The organism is Dysosmobacter sp. Phy, assembly GCF_054476235.1.
Window position 1 is genome coordinate 26,524 of the sequence record NZ_CM136997.1, and the last position, 20,251, is coordinate 46,774.

At 56.0% G+C, this 20,251-nt stretch carries 21 protein-coding genes; 14 read left to right on the top strand and 7 right to left on the bottom strand.

Annotated elements, in window-relative coordinates:
* Window positions 1-27 precede the first annotated feature (27 nt).
* From ACVDHE_RS00095 to ACVDHE_RS00110, 4 genes are read left to right on the top strand one after another with little or no spacing between them, the layout of a single operon-like run.
* Window positions 28-2,745 carry an AAA domain-containing protein gene (locus ACVDHE_RS00095; protein WP_458885169.1) on the top strand — a complete coding sequence of 906 codons (2,718 nt, stop codon included), beginning with the start codon at window positions 28-30 and terminating at the stop codon, window positions 2,743-2,745.
* 40 nt (window positions 2,746-2,785) lie between these two features.
* Complete coding sequence (locus tag ACVDHE_RS00100) at window positions 2,786-3,319, top strand: GDSL-type esterase/lipase family protein (RefSeq protein ID WP_458885170.1); 534 nt, start codon at window positions 2,786-2,788, stop codon at window positions 3,317-3,319.
* The gene (locus tag ACVDHE_RS00105; RefSeq protein WP_458885171.1) at window positions 3,316-3,696 is read left to right on the top strand and encodes a rhodanese-like domain-containing protein; all 381 of its coding nucleotides are present in this window, start codon (window positions 3,316-3,318) and stop codon (window positions 3,694-3,696) included. Before ACVDHE_RS00100 ends, ACVDHE_RS00105 begins: the two co-directional genes overlap by 4 nt.
* A gap of 24 nt (window positions 3,697-3,720) precedes the next feature.
* On the top strand, window positions 3,721-4,359 hold the full coding sequence (locus ACVDHE_RS00110) for a hypothetical protein (protein WP_458885172.1): 639 nt from the start codon (window positions 3,721-3,723) through the stop codon (window positions 4,357-4,359).
* A gap of 106 nt (window positions 4,360-4,465) precedes the next feature.
* On the opposite strand, the gene ACVDHE_RS00115 is transcribed toward ACVDHE_RS00110, so the two are convergent.
* Window positions 4,466-5,542 (bottom strand): DUF6076 domain-containing protein, encoded by a 1,077-nt coding sequence (locus ACVDHE_RS00115; protein ID WP_458885173.1) that lies wholly within the window; start codon window positions 5,540-5,542, stop codon window positions 4,466-4,468.
* A gap of 137 nt (window positions 5,543-5,679) precedes the next feature.
* On the opposite strand from ACVDHE_RS00115, the gene ACVDHE_RS00120 reads away from it, so the two are divergent.
* From ACVDHE_RS00120 to ACVDHE_RS00150, 7 genes are all read left to right on the top strand, one after another.
* A complete protein-coding gene (locus ACVDHE_RS00120; RefSeq protein WP_119311504.1) occupies window positions 5,680-5,892 on the top strand; it encodes a helix-turn-helix transcriptional regulator in 213 nt (70 codons plus the stop codon).
* Entirely contained in the window at window positions 5,892-6,557 is a 666-nt protein-coding gene (locus ACVDHE_RS00125; RefSeq protein WP_458885174.1) for a helix-turn-helix domain-containing protein, read from the top strand. The genes ACVDHE_RS00120 and ACVDHE_RS00125 overlap by 1 nt, the downstream gene beginning before the upstream one ends.
* On the top strand, window positions 6,554-6,967 hold the full coding sequence (locus ACVDHE_RS00130) for a hypothetical protein (protein WP_458885175.1): 414 nt from the start codon (window positions 6,554-6,556) through the stop codon (window positions 6,965-6,967). The genes ACVDHE_RS00125 and ACVDHE_RS00130 overlap by 4 nt, the downstream gene beginning before the upstream one ends.
* Before the next feature lie 325 nt (window positions 6,968-7,292).
* Complete coding sequence (locus ACVDHE_RS00135; protein ID WP_458885176.1) at window positions 7,293-7,754, top strand: hypothetical protein; 462 nt, start codon at window positions 7,293-7,295, stop codon at window positions 7,752-7,754.
* Window positions 7,755-7,849: 95 nt separating this feature from the next.
* Window positions 7,850-8,149: a DUF6809 family protein gene (locus ACVDHE_RS00140; RefSeq protein ID WP_458885177.1), complete on the top strand. Its 300-nt coding sequence runs from the start codon at window positions 7,850-7,852 to the stop codon at window positions 8,147-8,149.
* 67 nt (window positions 8,150-8,216) lie between these two features.
* Complete coding sequence (locus ACVDHE_RS00145; RefSeq protein WP_458885178.1) at window positions 8,217-9,419, top strand: tyrosine-type recombinase/integrase; 1,203 nt, start codon at window positions 8,217-8,219, stop codon at window positions 9,417-9,419.
* Complete coding sequence (locus tag ACVDHE_RS00150) at window positions 9,383-10,945, top strand: tyrosine-type recombinase/integrase (RefSeq protein WP_458885179.1); 1,563 nt, start codon at window positions 9,383-9,385, stop codon at window positions 10,943-10,945. Before ACVDHE_RS00145 ends, ACVDHE_RS00150 begins: the two co-directional genes overlap by 37 nt.
* An 86-nt stretch (window positions 10,946-11,031) precedes the next feature.
* Here the strand turns inward: ACVDHE_RS00150 and ACVDHE_RS00155 are convergent, their stop codons facing one another.
* From ACVDHE_RS00155 to ACVDHE_RS00165, 3 genes are all read right to left on the bottom strand, one after another.
* Window positions 11,032-11,904, bottom strand: coding sequence for a hypothetical protein (locus ACVDHE_RS00155; RefSeq protein WP_458885180.1), 873 nt, complete (start codon window positions 11,902-11,904; stop codon window positions 11,032-11,034).
* Window positions 11,904-12,917, bottom strand: coding sequence for a hypothetical protein (locus ACVDHE_RS00160; RefSeq protein WP_458885181.1), 1,014 nt, complete (start codon window positions 12,915-12,917; stop codon window positions 11,904-11,906). The genes ACVDHE_RS00155 and ACVDHE_RS00160 overlap by 1 nt, the downstream gene beginning before the upstream one ends.
* Window positions 12,918-13,144: 227 nt before the next feature.
* Window positions 13,145-14,989 (bottom strand): AIPR family protein, encoded by a 1,845-nt coding sequence (locus tag ACVDHE_RS00165; RefSeq protein WP_458885182.1) that lies wholly within the window; start codon window positions 14,987-14,989, stop codon window positions 13,145-13,147.
* A 356-nt stretch (window positions 14,990-15,345) separates the two neighbouring features.
* Here ACVDHE_RS00165 and ACVDHE_RS00170 point away from each other — a divergent pair, with 356 nt between their 5' ends.
* From ACVDHE_RS00170 to ACVDHE_RS00180, 3 genes are all read left to right on the top strand, one after another.
* Entirely contained in the window at window positions 15,346-15,858 is a 513-nt protein-coding gene (locus ACVDHE_RS00170; RefSeq protein ID WP_458885183.1) for a hypothetical protein, read from the top strand.
* A complete protein-coding gene (locus ACVDHE_RS00175) occupies window positions 15,855-16,673 on the top strand; it encodes a hypothetical protein (protein ID WP_458885184.1) in 819 nt (272 codons plus the stop codon). The genes ACVDHE_RS00170 and ACVDHE_RS00175 overlap by 4 nt, the downstream gene beginning before the upstream one ends.
* 526 nt (window positions 16,674-17,199) lie before the next feature.
* On the top strand, window positions 17,200-18,006 hold the full coding sequence (locus ACVDHE_RS00180) for a hypothetical protein (protein ID WP_458885185.1): 807 nt from the start codon (window positions 17,200-17,202) through the stop codon (window positions 18,004-18,006).
* 382 nt (window positions 18,007-18,388) lie between these two features.
* Here the strand turns inward: ACVDHE_RS00180 and ACVDHE_RS00185 are convergent, their stop codons facing one another.
* From ACVDHE_RS00185 to ACVDHE_RS00195, 3 genes are read right to left on the bottom strand one after another with little or no spacing between them, the layout of a single operon-like run.
* Complete coding sequence (locus tag ACVDHE_RS00185) at window positions 18,389-18,607, bottom strand: aspartate dehydrogenase (RefSeq protein ID WP_119311517.1); 219 nt, start codon at window positions 18,605-18,607, stop codon at window positions 18,389-18,391.
* Between the two features lie 13 nt (window positions 18,608-18,620).
* On the bottom strand, window positions 18,621-19,349 hold the full coding sequence (locus tag ACVDHE_RS00190; protein ID WP_458885186.1) for an alpha/beta fold hydrolase: 729 nt from the start codon (window positions 19,347-19,349) through the stop codon (window positions 18,621-18,623).
* An 11-nt stretch (window positions 19,350-19,360) separates the two neighbouring features.
* Complete coding sequence (locus tag ACVDHE_RS00195; RefSeq protein ID WP_458885187.1) at window positions 19,361-20,101, bottom strand: EFR1 family ferrodoxin; 741 nt, start codon at window positions 20,099-20,101, stop codon at window positions 19,361-19,363.
* Window positions 20,102-20,251 lie beyond the last annotated feature (150 nt).

Below are 20,251 nucleotides of genomic sequence, written 5' to 3' on the forward strand. Positions count from 1 at the left end.
AGTAAGAATGGGGAAAGGAGGTTTGCGATGGACAGTAACGAATATATGCTCCTGATCAAAGGTCAGGACAAAACTGACTCCGTCGCCAGCTTCCGTTTTCAGGATGGTATGTGCGAGGTGGTCTATACAGGTTCCCCAAAGGCCTACCGTTACCACGCCGAAAAAGTACAGCTCCTCAAAGTACGAAGCCGAATTGATCCCTCTCAGTTTATCATTACAGTGGACGGGACCCCTCTTTCGCAAGTCGATCAGATCCTGGATTTTGGGTCCTTTTACCGCTTCCTCAGGACGGGGAAAAAAGCCCTTACATACCCCAAGGGTCAAGTGGAACTTCAGAAAAACTGCCTGACGAACCAGAAACAGGCTGGTATTTTTGAATACTTCAAAGAAACCGCAGCAGCAGTCAGTCTGGTGACTGAAGACGGACTCAATATCCTGAACGCCCAGTATAATCGAATTGAAAGTGTCAGTGACACAACCGTCCTGTCCTGCTATCTGGATTTCTCCAAGAAGCCGACAGCGTGGGCGCTCCCTGATGCGATCATCTATCCCTTTGGCCTGAATCAGAGTCAAAAAACAGCGGTGGAGAATGCCCTTTCCTCCCAGGTCAGCATCATCCAGGGGCCTCCCGGTACCGGAAAGACACAGACTATTCTGAATATCATCTCCAATGCGGTTCGGAATGGACAAACGGTAGCCGTTGTCTCCAATAACAACTCCGCCACTTTGAATGTGGCGGAAAAGTTGGAAAAGAAGGGGCTCTCTTTCCTAACTGCTTTTCTGGGAAGCCGAGCCAATAAGGAGCATTTCCTGGAGGCGCAGACCGGCCAATACCCCGATATGTCAGATTGGGTTCTGGCACCGGAGGCGAAGTCACACCTGGACCAGGAGGTAACTGCTCTCTCCAAAGAACTCAGCGAGATGCTCAACGGGAAAAACCGCATTGCCGCCATTGAGCAAGAGTTGCTCCAACTGACGCCGGAGCAGCACTATTTTGGAGAGTACTACAGCACTTATTCCCGGGCACCGAAGGATGAGGTAAACGGGCTCTCCTCTCAAAAGATTTTGTCCCTCTGGTTAGAGTACGAACAGCATGCCCAGCAGGAGAGTAAATTAGGCCTGCTCCAAAAGATATTCATCCTGTTTCGCTTCAATCGCAGTGCGCTGAAAGTATTTCTCCAGGCGCCGGAACTGGTAATCCCGTATCTACAGCGGCAATTCTACGTGGTGCGACGGCAAGAGTTGACGGAAGAGCGGACTCAGCTGGAGAAGAAGCTGGAGCAGTATGCCTTTGACGAAAAGATGGCGGAGTTGACGGAAAAGTCTCTTCGGTTATTCCAAGCGGAGCTGAGTGAAAAGTTCCATTGGAAAGAGCCTCGCCAGTGCTTTGAGATGGGGGATTTTCGTGGAAAGTCTAAGGAATTTAATCAGGAATATCCAGTAATTCTGAGTACGACCTACTCCATCAAAGGCACTCTAAGCTTTGAACATACCTACGATTATCTCATCGTGGATGAGGCATCCCAGGTGGATTTAGCCACTGGCGTACTGGCCTTCGCCAGCGCCAAGAATATCGTGATTGTCGGCGATCTCCAGCAGCTCCCCAATGTGCTGGACAGCCAGAACATCCAAAAAAGTGAGGAAATCTGGGGACGGTATGCTCTCCCAGAGACTTACCATTTCTCCGCCCACAGCCTGCTCTCCTCCGCCATTGCCACATGGCCGGAGGCTCCTACCGTTCTTCTGAGGGAACACTACCGCTGTCATCCCAAGATCATCAATTTCTGCAATCAGAAATTCTATGGTGGGAATCTCATCGTCATGACAGAAGACCACGAGGAGCCGGATGTCCTGACCATGTACCGGACAGTGCCCGGCAACCACGCCCGCGGTCACCTGAATCAGAGGCAGATCGATGTGATTCGGCAAGAGGTCCTTCCCAGTCTGGAGAGACAAGGTTATAGAAGTATTGGAATCATCACGCCGTATCGGGATCAGGTGGCGGCAATCCAAACGCAGCTGGGTAAGGAATTGGAAGTGGCTACCGTCCACAAGTTCCAGGGTCGAGAGAAGGACGCCATCGTTCTGACCTCTGTGGATAATGTCATTACGGACTTTGTGGATGATCCCCGGATGCTGAATGTAGCAGTATCCCGGGCGGTCAAGTCCTTGACCGTCATTACCTCACAGGACCCGCAGAACGACCGAACCAACTACGGCGATCTGGCACGCTATATCGAATACAACAACTGCGCAGTGATTGAGAGCACGGTCTACTCTGTTTTTGATCTGCTCTATCAGGGATATGCCGAACATCGACGAGCCTTTCTGAAACGGCATGGGAGGATTTCCGAATACGACTCAGAAAACCTTGCCTACGCTGTGATTCAGAATATTCTTCAAAAAGCAGAGTTTTCGTTTGTGGATTGCGCAGCCCATGTTTCCTTGGTCAACTTAGTAAAGGACTACTCCATGTTGACGGAGGAAGAAACTGTGTATGCCCGCAATCCCCTGACCCATGTAGACTTTCTCTTGTTCCGCCGAATGGACAAATCACCTCTGCTGGCGGTTGAGATAGACGGCACGGCATTTCATGCTGCCGGAAGCATCCAGACAGGCAGAGATAAAAAGAAAAACCGGATTTTTGAACAATGCGGCATCCCGCTGCTTCGGATTCGGACAGATGAAAGCAGGGAAAAGGAACGCATAGAACAAGCACTCCTGGCAGCAGTTTCTAACAGCTAACGAAACACCGACATCACTCTGAGAGGAGGAAACGTGAAGGATGAACGTCATCTGCTTCGGCGACTCCAACACTTACGGCTACGACCCGCGGGGGTATTTTGGCGGGCGGTATGACGCGGACTGCCGGTGGGTGGACATCCTGGCTGCGGAGACCGGATGGACCGTCTCCAACCTTGGACAGAACGGCCGGGAGATCCCCTCCTCCACCCCCTCCTTTCTTGCCGGCACGGATCTGCTGATCGTCATGCTGGGGACCAACGATCTGCTCCAGGGCCGAAGCCCGGAGCAAGCCGCCGGAAGGCTGGAACGGTTTCTCTCCGGCGTCTCCCTGGATCGAAGCAGGATCCTGCTGATCGCACCGCCGCCGGTGACCCTGGGCGAATGGGTCCCCAGCCCGCAGCTCATTGACGGCTCCCGCGCCTTTGCCCGACTCTGCCAGACTCTGGCGGAGCGAATGGGCATCCGCTTTGCCGACGCCGGGAAATGGGACATCCCCCTGGCCTATGACGGCGTCCACTTCACGGAGCAGGGCCACAAAGCCTTTGCCGCCGGACTTCTGGAGGAACTCAGATGAAACGAATGATCCCCCTGCTGCTCTCCCTCCTGCTGCTGGCCGGATGCGGCGAGAATGCCGCCGACGGTGCCTACCAGCAGATCACCCAGGAAGAGGCCAAAGAGATGATGGATACCCAAGAGGTCATCATCCTGGATGTGCGGGAGCAGGACGAGTACGACAGCGGCCACATCCCCGGCGCCGTGCTGCTGCCGGTGGGTACGATCAATGAGGAAACCGCCGCCGGAGTGATCCCCGACAAGGACTCCACGGTGCTGGTCTACTGCCGCAGCGGAAACCGCAGCAAGACCGCCTCCTCCGCGCTGGCGGACCTGGGCTACACCAACATCTGCGAATTCGGCGGCATCAACACTTGGCCCTATGAGACGGAGCCTTGAGGATACCGCCGCGAGGTGGCCAACATGAAACAGATGACCTGGGAAGATTATTACGAGGGCTTCTATGACTGGTCGCCCGGCACACAGAAGAACTACACCTACCGCCTGTCCGATTACGGATCGGCGGACGAAGTGTGGGAAGTGGCGCAGGAGCTGGCCTTCCAGGACGAGGCCTTCGCCGCGAGATTTCTGGAGAAGGCGCTGGCCACCGGCGTCCGCTTTACGCCGGATCAGGTGCTGGAGATGGTGGGCACGGTAGAGGAGTCTGTCCTGGGCAAAATCGCGGAGCAGACGGACGTGCCCTTTGACCGGGAGCAGCTGGAAGAGATCTACATGATGATCGACGACGATTCCTTCCGGAAGATCTCCCGGCGGGCGAAGATCGATGTGTTCGATGACGAGCCTGCCGCCCATGAACAGCCGGAACAGGTCCGGTACATCCTCCCGAAAAAGAAAAAGGCAGGCCTCTTCACAGCGCTGGCCGCCCTCGCGATGGGTTCCGCGCTGGCTGGCCGGGGCAGAAAGAAGCACGGCGGGCACTGCGACGGCAACTGCGCCAACTGCCCGCCCCACTACGGGTATCGCTATGGCCGCTGGTACTACGGGAAGGGCCATCAGTACGGCTGCGAATTCGGAGGCAACAAGGGAGACGGAAGTCTGTAAGAACACTGCAGCTGCGTCGCTATATCAAAGAAAGGGCCGGCAGAGCTTTGTAGCTCTGCCGGCCTTCCTGTCATCCGCGCCCTTTTTCCGTTCTTCGTTTTGTCCCTTAGAATAAGCTCAGCCGCTTCACAAGTTCTTCGAAAGTCATTTCTCCGCGCTCCACCTGATCGGTCATTTCCCGTGCCCGGGACATGATGGCGTTCCACTCATCATCATCGAGTTGCCCCCGATTCTTTCTCTGCTTCAATCGGTTGTATATCCGGTAATACTCTCTCTGTGCCTGTGTGCGCTCGGCACTGCGCCGCAGCGCTTTCTGGTGTGCGCCCACCTTTCTGCAGGTACGCACTGTCTCCCCCGGCGCAATATTATTGCAGTAGCAGGTGTTGTACCCGGCGGTAAGCAAAAAATATTTGCCACAGTTGTGGCACTTCCGTGGAGCATTGCCAACGGTCAGTCCCCGATAGAACTCAATTTGCAAAAAGGATATCAATCCTGTCGGACCAGAAAACCTAGTCTGCTCCGCCAGGATGATTTTGCCCTTGTCTGTGGGAGACTCCATGGGAACAAATTTCACTTGAACCGGAAAACTGTGTTTGGGGGACGACACATAGATATCTCTCCCCGTTGCTTCCGCATCGCTGTAGAATCGATAGACCCCTGTTGCATAAGCTTCCGAATTTCTTCGCTCCAAGGGTTCCAAATATGTGTCCAGTATCTGCATAGTTTCTTTTTGGAAAACCCGCAGTAAATCCATAACACCTGCAAGGTTGCGCAGATGCTGGCCAACTTTGTCCCGTTGGGTGACAGAAGTCTTTCCAAGGGATTTCCAAAACGTTTCTGGCAACTCAACATTCCGAGAGATTGGCTGTGACCAATCAATGTGCAGATCCCGATAGACTGGCAGTCTGGATACAAGAATCCAGACTGCTTGCATTTTCTCCTGTGCGATCTGCACGGAGTTTTTGGTGTCCTCTTTCCTCGCGCGCCGTATGGCACGGTAAACATCCTGCAGCGCCCGGTCAATGGCAGACAGTTCCTCTTCCCCAATATTCAGAATGTCCACGACACACTGTCCGGTTGGATATGCCTGCTCACCAATGTAAACATGATCCTCATGAAAAAGGACCGAAAAATCATCCAGACCGCTTTTGAATTTGCGCTCATCAGCAAATCGATCATCCATCCTGTCGGCCTCCCATGTTGTACCCGATAAATTTTTAAATTTCCATGAACTGGTTAAAACTTATTGAATCTGCTCCCATTTTCTGTTATGATCATTGTACCAGATGGAATTGAAAAAGTCAATCGGAGGATACAGACATGAAAGAATCAATCCACAAAAGCTACGACGACCTGCCGCTGTTTCTCAACGCGAGGACGGTGGCGCAGGTGCTGGGGGTGTCGGTTGCCAGCGGGTATGAACTGATGCACGAGGCCGACTTCCCCACGCTGCGGGTGGGCAGCCGCATGGTGGTGCCCCGGGAGCAGTTCATCCAATGGGTGAACGCCCACACGAAAGGGGGTGGCGGCTGATGGCATACATCCCCTACCGGCGCGACCCCAGCGCTTTCCGCTTCCCGCTCCCCAACCGGATCTGGAAGCACCATCTCAAGTACCCGGACTTCTCCGTGCTGGCCTATCTCCACTACCGGCATCACCGGGAACTGCCCGGCAGGGCGTCGGTGGCGGAGCTGACCGGCACCCTGGGTCTGAAACCCGGCGCCGTCAGGCGCATCCTGGATGCGCTGACACGGCAGGGTCTCGTCACACCGGACCTGGTCCCGGTGGTCGGCAGAGAAAAATATTTCTCGCTGCCGGATGAGGTCTTCTACCTGAACCTGGGAAGCGCGGCCATCGCCGTCTACGCCTTCCTGCTCTATCGGGAAAATCGGAAGACCTATCAGTGCACGCTCAGCTACAAGGCCATCGGATATGCCATCGGCGCCAGCAACAACACCGTGCGCAAGTACGTGCTGGAGCTGGAGGCGGCCGGACTCATCGCCACCGCCCGCACCGTGGTGGTGGGCGCGGACGGAATGGAGCGCAACGGCTGTCTGCGCTACACGATCCTGCCGGTGCAGAACGCAGTGGAGCTGCGTGACCGGCAGCGCCTGGCGGCGCTGGATGCCGCCGTGGAACGGCAGAGGGTGAAAGAACGCCTGGCCGCGTCCGCCCGGAAAGGAGGTCCTGTCGCATGAGTCTCTTCACGGAACTGACGGATGCGGTCCTGGAGCAGGATCCCAATCTGTCTCTGGAGTGCTTCCTGTCCGCCAGGCGGTACATCCAAACCCGGTGGCGGGCGCTCCACGGAACGCCCATGCCGGAGAACGCGCTGACGCTGTTCCTGACAGACCCGTCCCGCGGCGATCTCACGGAGGAGCAGAAGTCCCTCGCCCGCAGCAGCTACGAAGCGGTGCGCAGATGCTACCGGTGCGCCGCCTGGGATCTGCTGCTGTACAACCAGATGCTGCGGGAGGGCGTGGTCCATGATCTCCGGGAGTTCCGCAGCCTGCAGCGGCGGCGCTACGCCGCCGGAGACGGCGGACGAGAAACGTGCTGTGAGGCCCTGTGTGCGCCCGACCCGGCCTCCCCCATCCCCGGCACCTGAAACGGGGCACGAGGGCGTGTGATGCGGCTGTGGGGGCAGGGGGACCGCTTTTCGCGCTCCCCCTCTCCCCCTCGGGATCCGGCCCTTTTGGGGCCTTTTCCCCCGGCCGAAATTGGGACAAGATAAAGGGGCGTACACCTAAAGGGTACCCTTCCGCCCCGAACACGCCGGACCCGCAACGCGGGCCGGTGGTACCACCCACAGCGGCGGTTTTGACGGTTTGGTACCAAACAGGGTGCTCCTCCTTTGAACGGATCGGGAGACGGCAGCGGATTGCGGGCCGTTTCCAGGGTGGTCAGAACTGGTACCGGAAGGAGGACCGGAAATGTTGGAAAAACGAGTGAAATCAGGGCTCGCGGTGACGCCGCGGCACCTGAAACTGTGCGATGACAACCTGCGGCGGGCCGGCGTCGGCTCCCGCAACGACTTCGTGGAGCAGGCCATCGAGTTCTACTGCTCCCATCTGATCTCCCGGGAGCTCTCCGCGATGGGCGGAAAGAGCCAGGTGCCCATGGAGCGGTTCGAGACACTGAGCCGTGCGCTGGGCACGGGACAGTACAAGCTGTCGGTGGAGGTGGCCATCATGACGCGCATCCTGGCGCGGATGGCGCAGGTGCCCGACAGCGAGGTGCGCTCCATCCAGGCGGACTGCGCCCGGGAGGTCAAGCGCCTGGGACGCGCGCCCACGTTCCTGCAGAGCGCCCGCCGGGAGCGGGACGGTCTGACGGCGGACGACAGCGCGCGCTTCTTCGCGGATGACAACGCGGAGGACGACGATCTCACGTAAAAGCAAATGATAACTTTCTCTTAACTCCGCCGCGTCCCTCTGGCTATTCCGTGCGCGAGCCGGTATTGTGTGTTGCTGAAAAGGAGGCGGCACACATGAACGACTACATGAAAGCACTGCACCAACGGTTCTTCCGGGAACCGGCGTACCCGGAGATCCGCCGGGAGGCGGAGACGCTGCGTCTGGCGCTGCGGGAAAAGCTGGACCGGGAGGACCGGGAGGCGCTACTGAAACTGGCGGACCTGGCCATCGAACTGCGGGAGGAGATCTCCCTGGCGTCCTTCACCGCCGGGTTCCAGCTGGCTCTGGGGATCGCCGGAGAACTGACGCCCTACTGCTTCGAGGACGACGAGGAGGAGCGCGCCCTGCGTCGGCTGGAGCGGGAAGCGCGGTGAGGATGCGTCGCTATATCAAAGAAAAGGCACCGGGACCCGGCGCCGCGCAGACAGGAGGTGAATCGGAATGAGCAGACGGCGTCCGGCAGGCGACGGCATGGTCCGCAAGCGGGAGGACGGCCGCTGGGAAGGACGCATCGTGGTGGGCCACAAGCAAAACGGCGCGCCCATCTTCCGGTACGTGCTGGCCAAGACGCAGAAGGAACTGCTGGCCAAACTCCACCGGGACATGGAGGTCTATCAGGACGCGCAGCTCACCGAGGACAGCCGCATGACCCTGGGCGAGTATCTGGACCGCTGGATGGCGGAGTACGGTGCCCTCACCCTGCGGCCCAACACCCTGCGCAGCTACGAGCAGTACATCCGCTGCTACATCAAGCCGTACCTGGGCGGCAAGATCGTCTCCCGGGTCACCCGGCCGGACATCCAGCGGCTGTACACCAGGCTGAAACGGGAGGGCCGCGTCCACGACCACCCGGAGTTCGGACACGAACTGTCCGACACCATGGTGCGCCGCATCCACGCCATGCTCCACCGCTGTCTCAAAGACGCGGAGCGGGACCACATCATCCCCTGCAATCCCACGGACGGTGCCTCCGTGCCCAAAGCCTGCAGCAAACCCAAGCAGATCCTGGACCGGGCGCAGATGGACGCCTTCTTAAAAGCGGTGGACGCCAGCGAGGTCTGGCGGGACTTCTTCTACACGGAGCTGACCACCGGACTGCGGCGGGGCGAGATCTGCGGGCTTATGTGGCAGGACTTCGACGAGAGCGCCGGGACGCTGAAGATCCTCCGGTCGGTGAATGCGCCCAAGCGGGGCGAACTGGAGATCGGCGAAACCAAGACCAGCCGGAGACGGCGGATTATCCGGCTGCCGCCCAGCACCGTCCAGCGGCTGAAAGAGCGGAAGAAGCACGCGGTCAGTCAGTGGATCTTCCCGGAGCCGCTGGCCCCGGAGAAGCCGGTGCGTCCCAGCGCCGCCTACTACTGGATGAAGGTGCTGCTGAAGGAGGCGGGGCTGCCTCACATCCGGTTCCACGACCTGCGTCACACCTTCGCCACCCACGCCCTCGCCAGCGGCGTGGACGCCAAGACGCTCTCCGGCATCCTGGGTCACACCAACGCGTCCTTCACCCTGGACACCTACACCCACGTGACGCCGGACATGCAAAGAGCCGCCAGCGACGTGGTGGGCGGCTTCCTGGAAAATCTGCTGGGAGAGGAGTTGAGACCGTGGCAAGAAAACGCAAAAACGGAACCGGCACCGTAAGGCAGCGCAAGGATGGCCGCTGGGAAGGCCGGGCCGTGGTGGGCTATGACGACAAGGGCCTCCCCCTGACGAAAAACGTGCTGGCCAAAACCAAGCACGCCTGTCAGGAAAAGCTCACGAAGCTCCTGGAGGAAGTGGGCGGCACGCGGCCGGAGAAGATCCGCGCCGACATACCCTTCGGCGAGTGGATGGACTTCTGGTATCAGAACTACATCAAGCCCGGCCTCCGCCCCACCACGCAGAGCATCTATGAGAGTTCTATCTACCTGCATATCATCCCGCAGCTGGGGAAGATCCCGCTGTGCCAGCTGACGCAGAAGGACCTCCAGCAGTTCTACGCCTACCTGAAAAAAGAGGGGCGGCTGGTCCGCACGGAACTCTACGGGACGGGCCTCTCCGACCGGATGGTGCGGATGTGCCACGCCAAGTGCCGGGCGGCGCTGGACCAGGCGGTGCAGGAGAATCTCATCCGGACCAACCCGGCGGCGGGCTGCAAGCTGCCGCCCAAGCGGGGCCGGGAGATGCAGGTACTCTCGCCCAAGGAGCTCCGGCGGTTTCTCCTCCAGGCCAAGGCGGACGGATATTTTGAACTGTTCCTGCTGGACCTGTGCACCGGCCTTCGCCGCGGGGAACTGATGGCCCTCCAGTGGTCCGACCTGGATCTGGACGCCGGAACGCTGTCGGTGAACAAGCAGGTCTACGCGGTGAACGGAAAGATGCAGCTGAGCGTCCCCAAGACGAGGGCCTCCGTTCGCAAGCTGGTGCTGCCGCCCGCCGTGGTGGAGGTGTTCCGGGAATACCAAAAGACGGCGGACTCCCGCTGGCTGTTCCCCTCCCCGGTGAAAGAGGATGCGCCCCTGACGCCGGACGAGGCGGCCAGACGGCTCCACGGCATTCTGGAGCGGGCCGGGTGCAAGCAGGTGCGCTTCCATGACCTGCGGCACACCTTCGCTACCATGGCGCTGGAGAACGGCATGGACATCAAGACCCTCTCCGCCATGCTGGGGCACGTGTCGGCGGCCACGACCCTAGACATCTACACCCACATCACCGGCGAGATGCAGAGCGAGGCCGCGGCCAAAATCGACCGCGGCCTCGGCAACGAGGTACAGGAAAACGATCCGGAACCGTCCCGGCAGGAACCCTTCCAGCCGGCGGCGCGGCGCACCCGGAAACCCGGCACCGGCTGCATCAACGAGCTTAACGACCATCTCTTCGAGGGGCGCTACACCCCCACCTGGCCGGATGGGACCAAGCACTCCAAGTGCGTCTACGCCCACACCCGGGAGGAGTGCGAGGAGAAGCTGAAAGCGCTCATCCAGCAGATGAACGCGGAGCGGCAGACGGCCCGGGACCGGATGCGTGGGATCGCCCCGGAGAAGCTCACGAACTCGCAGAGAAAGATCTGGATGTACATGAAGCTCCACCCCTGCGAGACGAATTACAGCGCCATCGCCAGGGGAGCGAAAGTGACCCGGCATACCGTGGCGAAGCATTATGAGGTGATACAGAACATGCTGGTGTAGTGGAGGCAGCAAAGAAAAAAGCGTTACCGATAAGGTGCATATCCTTATCGGTAACGCTTCTGTTTGGATGAATGCGAGATAGAATTTCAGTCGAGGAAAAATGAATCAATGTCCTCAGTGGACGAAAGGATCTCCGATTCCTTCACCCCAGCGGCCTCTGCAAGAAGGATCGAGTGCAGAAAGGCAGTGCGGAAATCGGGATCGAAGGCATGGTCGATCAATGCGTAGAACTGCTTGCTCTGCGTTTCCAGTTCCGCCAGATATTCGGCGTATTGTTTCTCCAGCTCTTCGTCCAGGCGATATTGGGACTCGATGAACTGGGTGACCAGCGCCTGTTCTTTCCGGTAGAGCATCATCCGACCGTACTCAAAAGCGCAGGAAGCAAGCGCCTGCGTAAACTCGGCAGTCTGCTGACCGCAGAACATGGAGGCGGAGGAAGCGATCAGCTTGACCATGGCCTCGAGGGAGATCCACAGGCAATCCTCTGTATAGTTCCCCTCTGAGAGTTTGCCGTCCCGGAACAATGCCTCCCTGTCATGCAACTCATCAGCCAGTTTCTCAATGGCCTCGACGGTTTCACAAGACGCAAATCCCTGGATCGACGCAGCGGAGGCGCGTATGCACTTTTCATACAGTTGAAAGACAAAGATGCTGTACTGCTCTCCATCGAGGAGGACAGCATACTCCGACACTGTATGGGCGAGTTCTTCCCAGTCCTCTGCATCGAAGGAAGACGGATTTTTCCCGCCCGCAATTTTCTTCAACACCCCGAGCGTCAGAACGGTCGCTGCCTTTACGCCCGTCACACTCGCCGCCTCCTCCTTTTCGGATAAAGCGGTCAAGTGTTCCTGCATGGATTGAATCAACTGCACCGCCTGCTGGAATTTTTCTCCGGCGGGCGTTTTCATAAGTTGCTCCAGCGCAAGCTGCACCGCCTGCTGTTTGAGATACCCGTCCATTACGCCTCACCCACCGTTCTTTCAAACATGGCAGACAGGGCTTTTGTGTTGTTGACGAGTGCGCCGAGGAGCTGCTTTTGCGAATCATCGAGCGTCAAATAGTCCGCGCCATACAAGGAAAGCGATTTCGTCAGCATATCATTCAGGCCGGTGCGGATTCCTGTGGTCTCGGTTAATATCAGGCCGATTTTCCCGTCCAATTCACGAACGGACTCGATGTTCTCTTTGACCGCTTGGATCTCCTCGTTCTTTTGCTTGTTCAACTTCGTTTTCTTGGATGTAAAGAGCAGGATGGAGGACAATAACGTCGCCCCGGCGATCGACCAGCCCACCGGCCCGGCCAAGGCCAGCAACGCACTCCCGGCTGTCATTCCTCCGCCGCCCGCTGCAAGAGCACCTCCGCCCAGCCAGGCCAGTGCAGCATTGGTTGCAGCCGCGCCGGAGAGCGTTGAGATCGCGGCACCGGTAGAGGCGGTGCCAAACGTGGTGGCGACCCACATCGCAGCAGTAGGGGCCATGAACGCAACAGACGCGCCTGCGGCAAGACCGGCTCCTGCACCGGCGGCTGCTTTCCGCGCTTCCTGCAGTTCACGGTCGGCAAAGTCCCGCGATTCCGTAAATTTCTTGCGGCTGACAGAAATCTCCTCAAACTCTGCATCAAAGCTCTTGGGACGGTTGGCAATGCTGTTGACCAAGCTTTCCACAAAGGAGATCGAATCGAGGGAGCGGCACCGCTCAATGTACAGCTGCACACCTTTATCGTTCATGATGGTGTAAGCGTCATTGTACTCTGTGACAGACTCCTGAAGCATACGATCCAACTCAGTAAGCTTGTCCGCGATATCATCTTTTGCCGCAACCGCCGCGTCTTTGAGTTCGCCGGCTTTTTCGACCAAGTTGCTGGTGGCCTCGGTTGCCTTATCCTTAAGGGTATCGACATCAATGGTGGAAAGGCCCTTTTGAGCCGCCGCCTTTAAATCGGAAAGCGTTTTTTTCGGCACTTTGGGAGACATGGTGAATTCCTCCTGTTTTAGTTAAATCTTGGCAATGGGCAAGAATGCTGCGTCACGCCAAAGAGACCATGTTTTTTTCGCGAAACAGGGCATACGGTGGCGAAGTGGAATGAGATGGTATACGGGGAAATTGATAAGACTGGAGTCAGTACCCTTCACTGCCAACCATAATGGGATACTGTCTCCACAAATAGAACAAGAACCCAGAATTATTTATATTGTTGCTCTTAATCGCGCAATTCTTTCCAAATATCTTTGATTTTCCCACAGATCGTGGGCCAGTGGTCACTAAGAATTGCATAGTAGTTTTTGTCCCGCTTCAGAAAGTTTGTTGCAGTCAACGTGCTATCATAGCGGCTAGCCATAGAAAAACTTGTAATTCCCGCATCAATGACAGCCATGAAAAGCGCATTCAAAAAAACGTCACACCGGTTCTTTTCTGCAAATACGTTTGGCGGAATCAGGTACGTAACACCATCGAGATCAGAAAAAACATCATACAACTTGGTATCATTGCTGTTATCCCTGCACCCGGTTGTAAACACAGTATCCAAATCCTGATCCTGTAAATTTCCCTGCTGATATCTGGATGCAAATGCAGCAAACGCAATGCATATCGTCCGAGCGTTATGGGCAAAGGAGATTCGCTCATTGGAATTCGGTACAGAGCTGTTATTCCGGTCAAAGTCTTTCAAAAATGTATTGCGAAAATAATAATCAATATACAGCAAATCCCTGCTCATTTTTGCGATTTGCTGTTGATCACTGTTAAATATCTTGTCGTAATATTGGGGCAGGTAAAGCGTAGAGGGCTTGGATCGACTGGTACAGGGAATCTGGAACACCGCAGCAAGGCATAACTTGCCAATCTCAAGTAAAGAGGAATTCAGATATGGTTCCTTATAGTTTTTGGGAATGCTTTCTCCACGTTTCGTCTGGTAGAAGACACCCACATCACGCATCGCCTGTGAAAAACGCACTTGCTCTGGTGCATTGGCCTTCAGATCCACAGGCTTAATTGGCTTCTGGGTATTTGTTGCTTTGGCAATGGACAGACTGAACGCGGTTTTTTCGTCCTCAGTCGTCCCCTCAGTGCGGATAATCTTACAGGGCAGGAACAGGTCATGACTTTCATCAATATGGCGGCTTTTTGCCAACATGTAAGTAGTTTGGCCACCGTTGATGATGGAAAAGTTTCTTAACTTCACTTCTCGTCCGTCAACGTTAAAATCGTCGCAAACAATGGTAATTCCATTATTTTTCTGCCAAAACGATTCCGGGCAATTATTGATGGTATCTTCTATACCTTTATCGATATCACGTCCTGCAATATGATAGCGCAAATTCTTTGCCAATAGCTGCAAGTTGTACATCGCGTACAGAGTTTTGATAGAAAACGCGGAAGCATTAACAATGACCGCATCATCTCCATAAACAAGGCAGTTTCCGGCCTGATCAATTCTTATTTTTCCCTGCTCTACCATAGGTCGACGGGATTCAGATTCGACAATCTCTTCTTCCACATCTTTTCCAAAGAACAGGGAAATTTCAAATCGGCTAGAATCTGTAAACAATCCCCGGAAATTTTTTTCAATACGCGCCCGATTAATCCCAGACTGGGGCGCACTGGTGTAAAAGACAAAATGAATCTTGGATTCATCCCCAACTTCTGCATTCAGCGTCAGGAAACGCCGCTGTACTTTTGCGTTGACCTGCTCGTAATGGCCCTCACTCATATCCTTATAAAATGAAGCCATTTTTGTCATTGCATTGATAACATCATCAGAGGAGATGCTGGTGTAAAATTTGGACTGGGCAATGATCAGATCAGACTCCTCGGCGTTTGGGTCCGTTACAAGGACATCTACTCCTCCATCATACTGTCCATCTACAATAATCTCCTCGAAATCGCTGTCATTCAACGTCAGCGCAGGATTTTTATACAGGTGTGCTTTTACGCACAATGCAGAAAACACATAGTCATCGCTCTTCGTCCGCAATGAAGGATATGTATTTTTCATTCCTAGGATCTTGTCCTGTATTACCCGGTAGGAGTCGTGTTTTGTTGCCATAATGTCCCTCCCTTTACCAAATATGTCACATTAGAGGGAATTATATCATTTCATGTTGAAAGTAACAAGATCCAACCGCCATTTACTCTTCCCCCAGGCAACCGGGGATGATCCTTTTTCCAGGCAAAGGGGATGTTCTCGTCCCTCCCGGCGCAATATACGATGGGGCTTAAAATGAAGCTACAGCCATATCAACTGCGGGCTTGCAGGTAAAATTCGGAAGAATACTCAAAAGCCACCTCAAAAAAACCAGTCTTAATATGTAAATCAAGACTAACCCACATCAAAGCGACAGATGTCGGTTCTGCTTGCCTATTCGTACCGAATAGCATATAATATTCCCGAGGTGATGTACCTTGGAGAAGCGCACTGCGAAAGTGAATATCAGCGCCGCCGGCGGGACTGCGGCGAAAGGATCCCGGACCTGCAAGGTCACGTTGCCCACCACCTGGCTGGAGGCCATGGGCGTCAGTGAGTCCCGGCGGGAGCTGGAACTCTCCTTCGACGGAGAACGGATCACCCTCTCCCGCCCGGATGCCGCCTCCAACACAGGACACGACGTCCGTACCTTCCGCTTTTACGACGGTCAGCGGCTCTGCACCACCATCCGAGCAGACTTCACGGTGGAGACTGTGTCCGCAGAAAACCATGTGGCCGATCCGGTGAAAACAGCGTTCGGCAACAATCCCCGTCCCTCCTGGGCCGACTTCCAGGCCTTTCTGGAAGAGCGCTGCGTACCCCGTCAGCGGGCCGGGCTGCGGGAGTATCTGGAGGCCATCGGCGTGGCGGAATATGACCCTCTGCAGATCATCCGGAAAACTCAGGGCCGCATGGCAGAGGATCAGCAGTGGCTGGAGGTGCTGCCATGAGCATTTCTCTGGTATCGGATCAGAAAATCGCGGAGACATCCTCCAAGGGCAATCAGGAGAAGTGGTACGACTCCAGCACGGATAGTTGGTACAAGCTGGACCAGTTCGGCTACGAAGCCCTGGCGGAGACGGTGATCTCCCAGCTCCTGGAGCGGAGCAATATCGAGCGCGACACGCCCTTCACCTTTCTCCGCTACCGCATGGAGACCCTGCGGGTCCGCGGACAGGAGCGGACCGGCTGCGTCAGCCCCAATTTCTTAAAAGAGGGCCAGTCCATCATCACGCTGAACCATCTGCTGAGCCGCTGCCTGGGAATGCCTCTGCGGGACAAGCTGGCGCGGCTCCCCAGCGACAGGCGGCGGATCGCTTACCTGGCAGAAGCCACGGCGGACTGCACGGGCCTCACGGACTTCCCCCGGTATCTGACGTTGCTCTTTGAGGTGGACGCACTGTTCTGCAACGACGACCGGCATCTCAACAACATCGCCGTCCTCCAGGAGAACGGTACTTACAGCTACTGCCCCATTTTTGACAACGGGGCCGGGCTGCTCTCCAACACGCAGCTCTCCCGCATGGACATCGAGCCTGCCGCACTGATCGCCGCGCTCAAGGCGCGGCCTTTCCTCACTACCTTCACCCGCCAGCGCAACGCCGCCCGCAGCCTTTTCGGGCCGCAGCTCCGGATGCCGCAGCTGACTGCGGCGGAGATCCGAGAGGTGCTCTCCCCCGCGCTGGAATTCTATCCGACCAGGGACCGGGGCGCTATCACCGACCGGGTCACGGCGTGTATTTTGCTGAGGCAGAGGGCGAAATAAAAACGCATACCTAACCATTCGCTTGCCTTTCCCCATTAATGCTTTCTAAAATCCCACTCAAATTATTTCTACTAAAGTTTCTGGCGGACGCGGTTTTGTCAGTTTGACAATCAAAAGAGCCCTTTTTTGTTAAGGGTTGAAAGATAGTTGTCCGACCGCTCAAATGAGTGGTCGGACAATTTAACAGTTCAAATTTCGGATTCGGATGGCACATCGTAAAAACGAAACTGATAGCAAATGCAAACAGAACAGATGTTGCATATTTTAGAGAAATATGGTATAATGGGCTTTGGCAAAAACACAAAAGCCCCTTCTGTCGAGGGGCGTTGACATAATGTGAACTTTGCGGCACATGCATAGGATACCACATTAGAGCCCGGTTGTCAACAAAAAATGAATAATTTGTGAAGGGGGTTAGTGAAGACAGTTTGTGTTTTTGTATTCTTAAAAATCGCTGCAGCCGGTTCAGCGTAGAAAGAAAAACATAATGATTATTCGTTTCGCACTCTTCAAGGATGGCAACACCGTGAAGAAAGTCCGCCCAGAGGATATTCTTTCTACTGAAGAATACTGTGAGAAGTATCGCCACCACCTCTTTTGTTGTGAAGAGGGCTGCGAGGCCCAGATTGAATTGGCACATCGCAATGGTCAGCCGTATTTTCGGACTTGGCGCAACAGCAAACATGTAGAAACCTGTCGCTTTGCGTTTGAGAATGACCCAACAAAGTTTTCTGTTCAGGCGGCAGAGTCCGTGCTGGTCCGTGTTTCTTCTGGACACAAAAGGAAATCTCTCAGTTACGCTAATAAAAAGCGAAAGCAGGATGAGGGAACTCTGCCTGTAACACCACGCCCAACTAGTCGACTCAGACCCATCCGTCCAGTTATAGAACGCGATGGCACTCGACTGGTTGCTTCCGTTAACCTTGATGCTAGACTAGCAACAATTCGTGAAAAGGAACCAGCAATTCCGGCCAGAAGATGCACAGACATTACATCTGACGATGTTACCCGTTACATTAATGTCTACGGGCGGGTAAATCGCGCGGAAGTTAAAGAGGATAGTGTTCGACTCTTTTTTGATACGCACGGAGGCCCGACTGTCAGTGTGTTGTTCTTCAGCCGTTTCCGGGACAACTCTCATCAGCACTATGGTTGGGTTGAACGAATTGCTCGGCTAATCATTAACGGGGACATCACCAATCTACCGGTCAGTTGCATCGGTGTCTGCGAACTCAAGGAAAACCACTATGAAGTTCAGGTCATGGATGAAGAGTCTGTTAGCGTCGGTGATACATGGCTATCTGTGTTTATGCGTGATTTGGCTGTTGCTTAAACAACTTTGGCTGAACTTGTGGCCCCCTACTCATAGGGGGCCACAACTTATAAAAGCAAATACCGTACAATATAATTCTGCAAATGTTCAAAAATAGTCGATTCATCTGGAAACCGAAAATTGTAATTCATTTCAGGAAAATTGGTTGGAGGAAAATTAGGATAGTAAAAATGGTTCAAAACCAAGGATCACATTAAGGCAGCCTGTGCTCTTACTGTAGCCAAGCATATAATCAATGTCTAGTTTTTCAATTTGATGTCTTGACACAAAGGCCCCCACTACTGATAGCATCCCAACGCACTCTCGAATGCGAGATCCAGCCGGTGTATCTGCGAAGAGATTTGTAAAAAAGCGGAGTGTCCGATTTCCGGACACTCCGCTTTCAGTATTGCGTGGTGATCTCGCCCTCGCCGATCCCGTAGAGGCGGCGGAACTCCTCCAAGTCCCCGGGGGTGCGGATCAGCATGATCTCGGTGAAACGCCCGGTGCGGAGGTCCCGAAAGCCCGCCACCTTCTCACCTGTGCAGATGCTGGCGTGGATCACGGGCGCCTGGGTCTCCCGGTCGTAGGTGCGTGTCTCCCGCTTTTTCCTGAAAAACATCCCGCATCCCTCCTCAAGTCTGCGCGTCGGTCTCCCCGAGAAACTCCTCGATGGCGGCCACCGTCTGGGCTTGCTGCTCCTCCGCGGAGATCGTGGCGGGCAGGTCCCCCTTCTGGGGGCCGTAGTTGCCGAACTGGGCGTGGTTGCCGCCTTCGATCTCCACAATGTTCTCCGTATAGTCGATGTGGTCCTCCACGCTTTGGTTGAGGGAGCCGTAGACGGTCAGGGTCTTTTCCGGCGGGTAGTCTCCGTAGATGTAGGCCCCCAGCAGGATGAGGCCGTCCACCTCGTCCGGGTGGCTTGCGGCGAACTGGGAGGCCATGGCACCGCCCATGGAGTGCCCGGCCATGTACCAGTGCTGAATATCCGGGAACTGCTCCATGACATCTTCCGCCGCGTTCGCGTCAAAGATCGCCATGCGGAAGGGCATGTGGACCAGGATGCAGGTGACGCCGGTCTGCCGGACCTTCGTCAGCAGGGGCAGATAGGCCTCCGCCTCCACCTTGGCGCCGGGATAGAAGATGACGGCGGTGTCCGTGGGGTACGAGGGCGAGAGGATCGTCAGGTCGTCCTGCACCGTGATGGTGCTGTCCTGGGCCAGCACCTCCAGGGCGATCTCGTCCGCCCGGTAATAATCCGACACATACCAGAAAAAGGCGCCCGTCAGGACGGCCAGGACCAGCAGGAAAATTCCTCCCGCCAGCAGCCACTTTTTCTGCCGGGACATTTGCTGAACCTTCATGGCCGCTTCCCTCACTGCTCGTCCTGGGGAAGATACCCCCGGATGGTGTAGCGGCGGCGAGCGGCCGTGGCTTTCCCGTATTGGATGGCCTGTTTGGGACACTCGTTGATGCAGCGCTGGCATTGATAGCACTGGGTCGCCCAGACGGGCTTACTCTCCCGGAGGGTGATGGCGTGAGCCGGGCAGTTCGCGGCGCAGAGGCCGCAGCCGTTGCAGCTGTCACCGGCGAAGAAGGGCTTCGCGCTGCGGGCGAATCTGTTGAATCCGTAGTTGACCAAGCCGGATTTGAGACCGGCCATGGCACCCTCATGGACCCGGTACACCTTCTCCTGCCGCCGGATCTCCCCAGAGATACGCCCCAAATCTTCCCGGGCGGCGGCGATCTTTTTCAGGATCTCGTCCGCGTCATCGGTGTCCGAGCCAACGATGTAGTTGTTGGGCATCACCAGGCTGTAACTGCTGCTAAGCGGGTACAGCCTGGAAAACCGCTTCATGGCGTGGCCGGCGTCCTCCCCGCAGGTACATACACCGAAGGTGAACGCCTGTGTTGCAGGCAGTTTCTTCGCGAAGTCCGCCATGAGTTCCGGCACGCCCCAGGCGTAGATTGGAAAGACGAAGCCGATCTGCCGGGCATCCGCCAGATCCGGCAGTTCGTTCAACTGCGTAATGTCACAGGCCGTATCGTCCGTGAGGCGGGCCAGCTGCCGGGCCGCCCACGCCGAGTTGCCTGTTCCGGAAAAATAGAAGATCATCGGTCGTGCTCGCTTCCTTCCGTCCCGCGGCTTTACAAATGCCGCGCTTTTGCTGTTCTTGCCTCCATTATAAGCGGAACTGCGCCCAAGCACAACGGAAACGAAAGGAAACCTGCGCAGACAGGTTCTGTCCAGCCGACGGAAAAGACT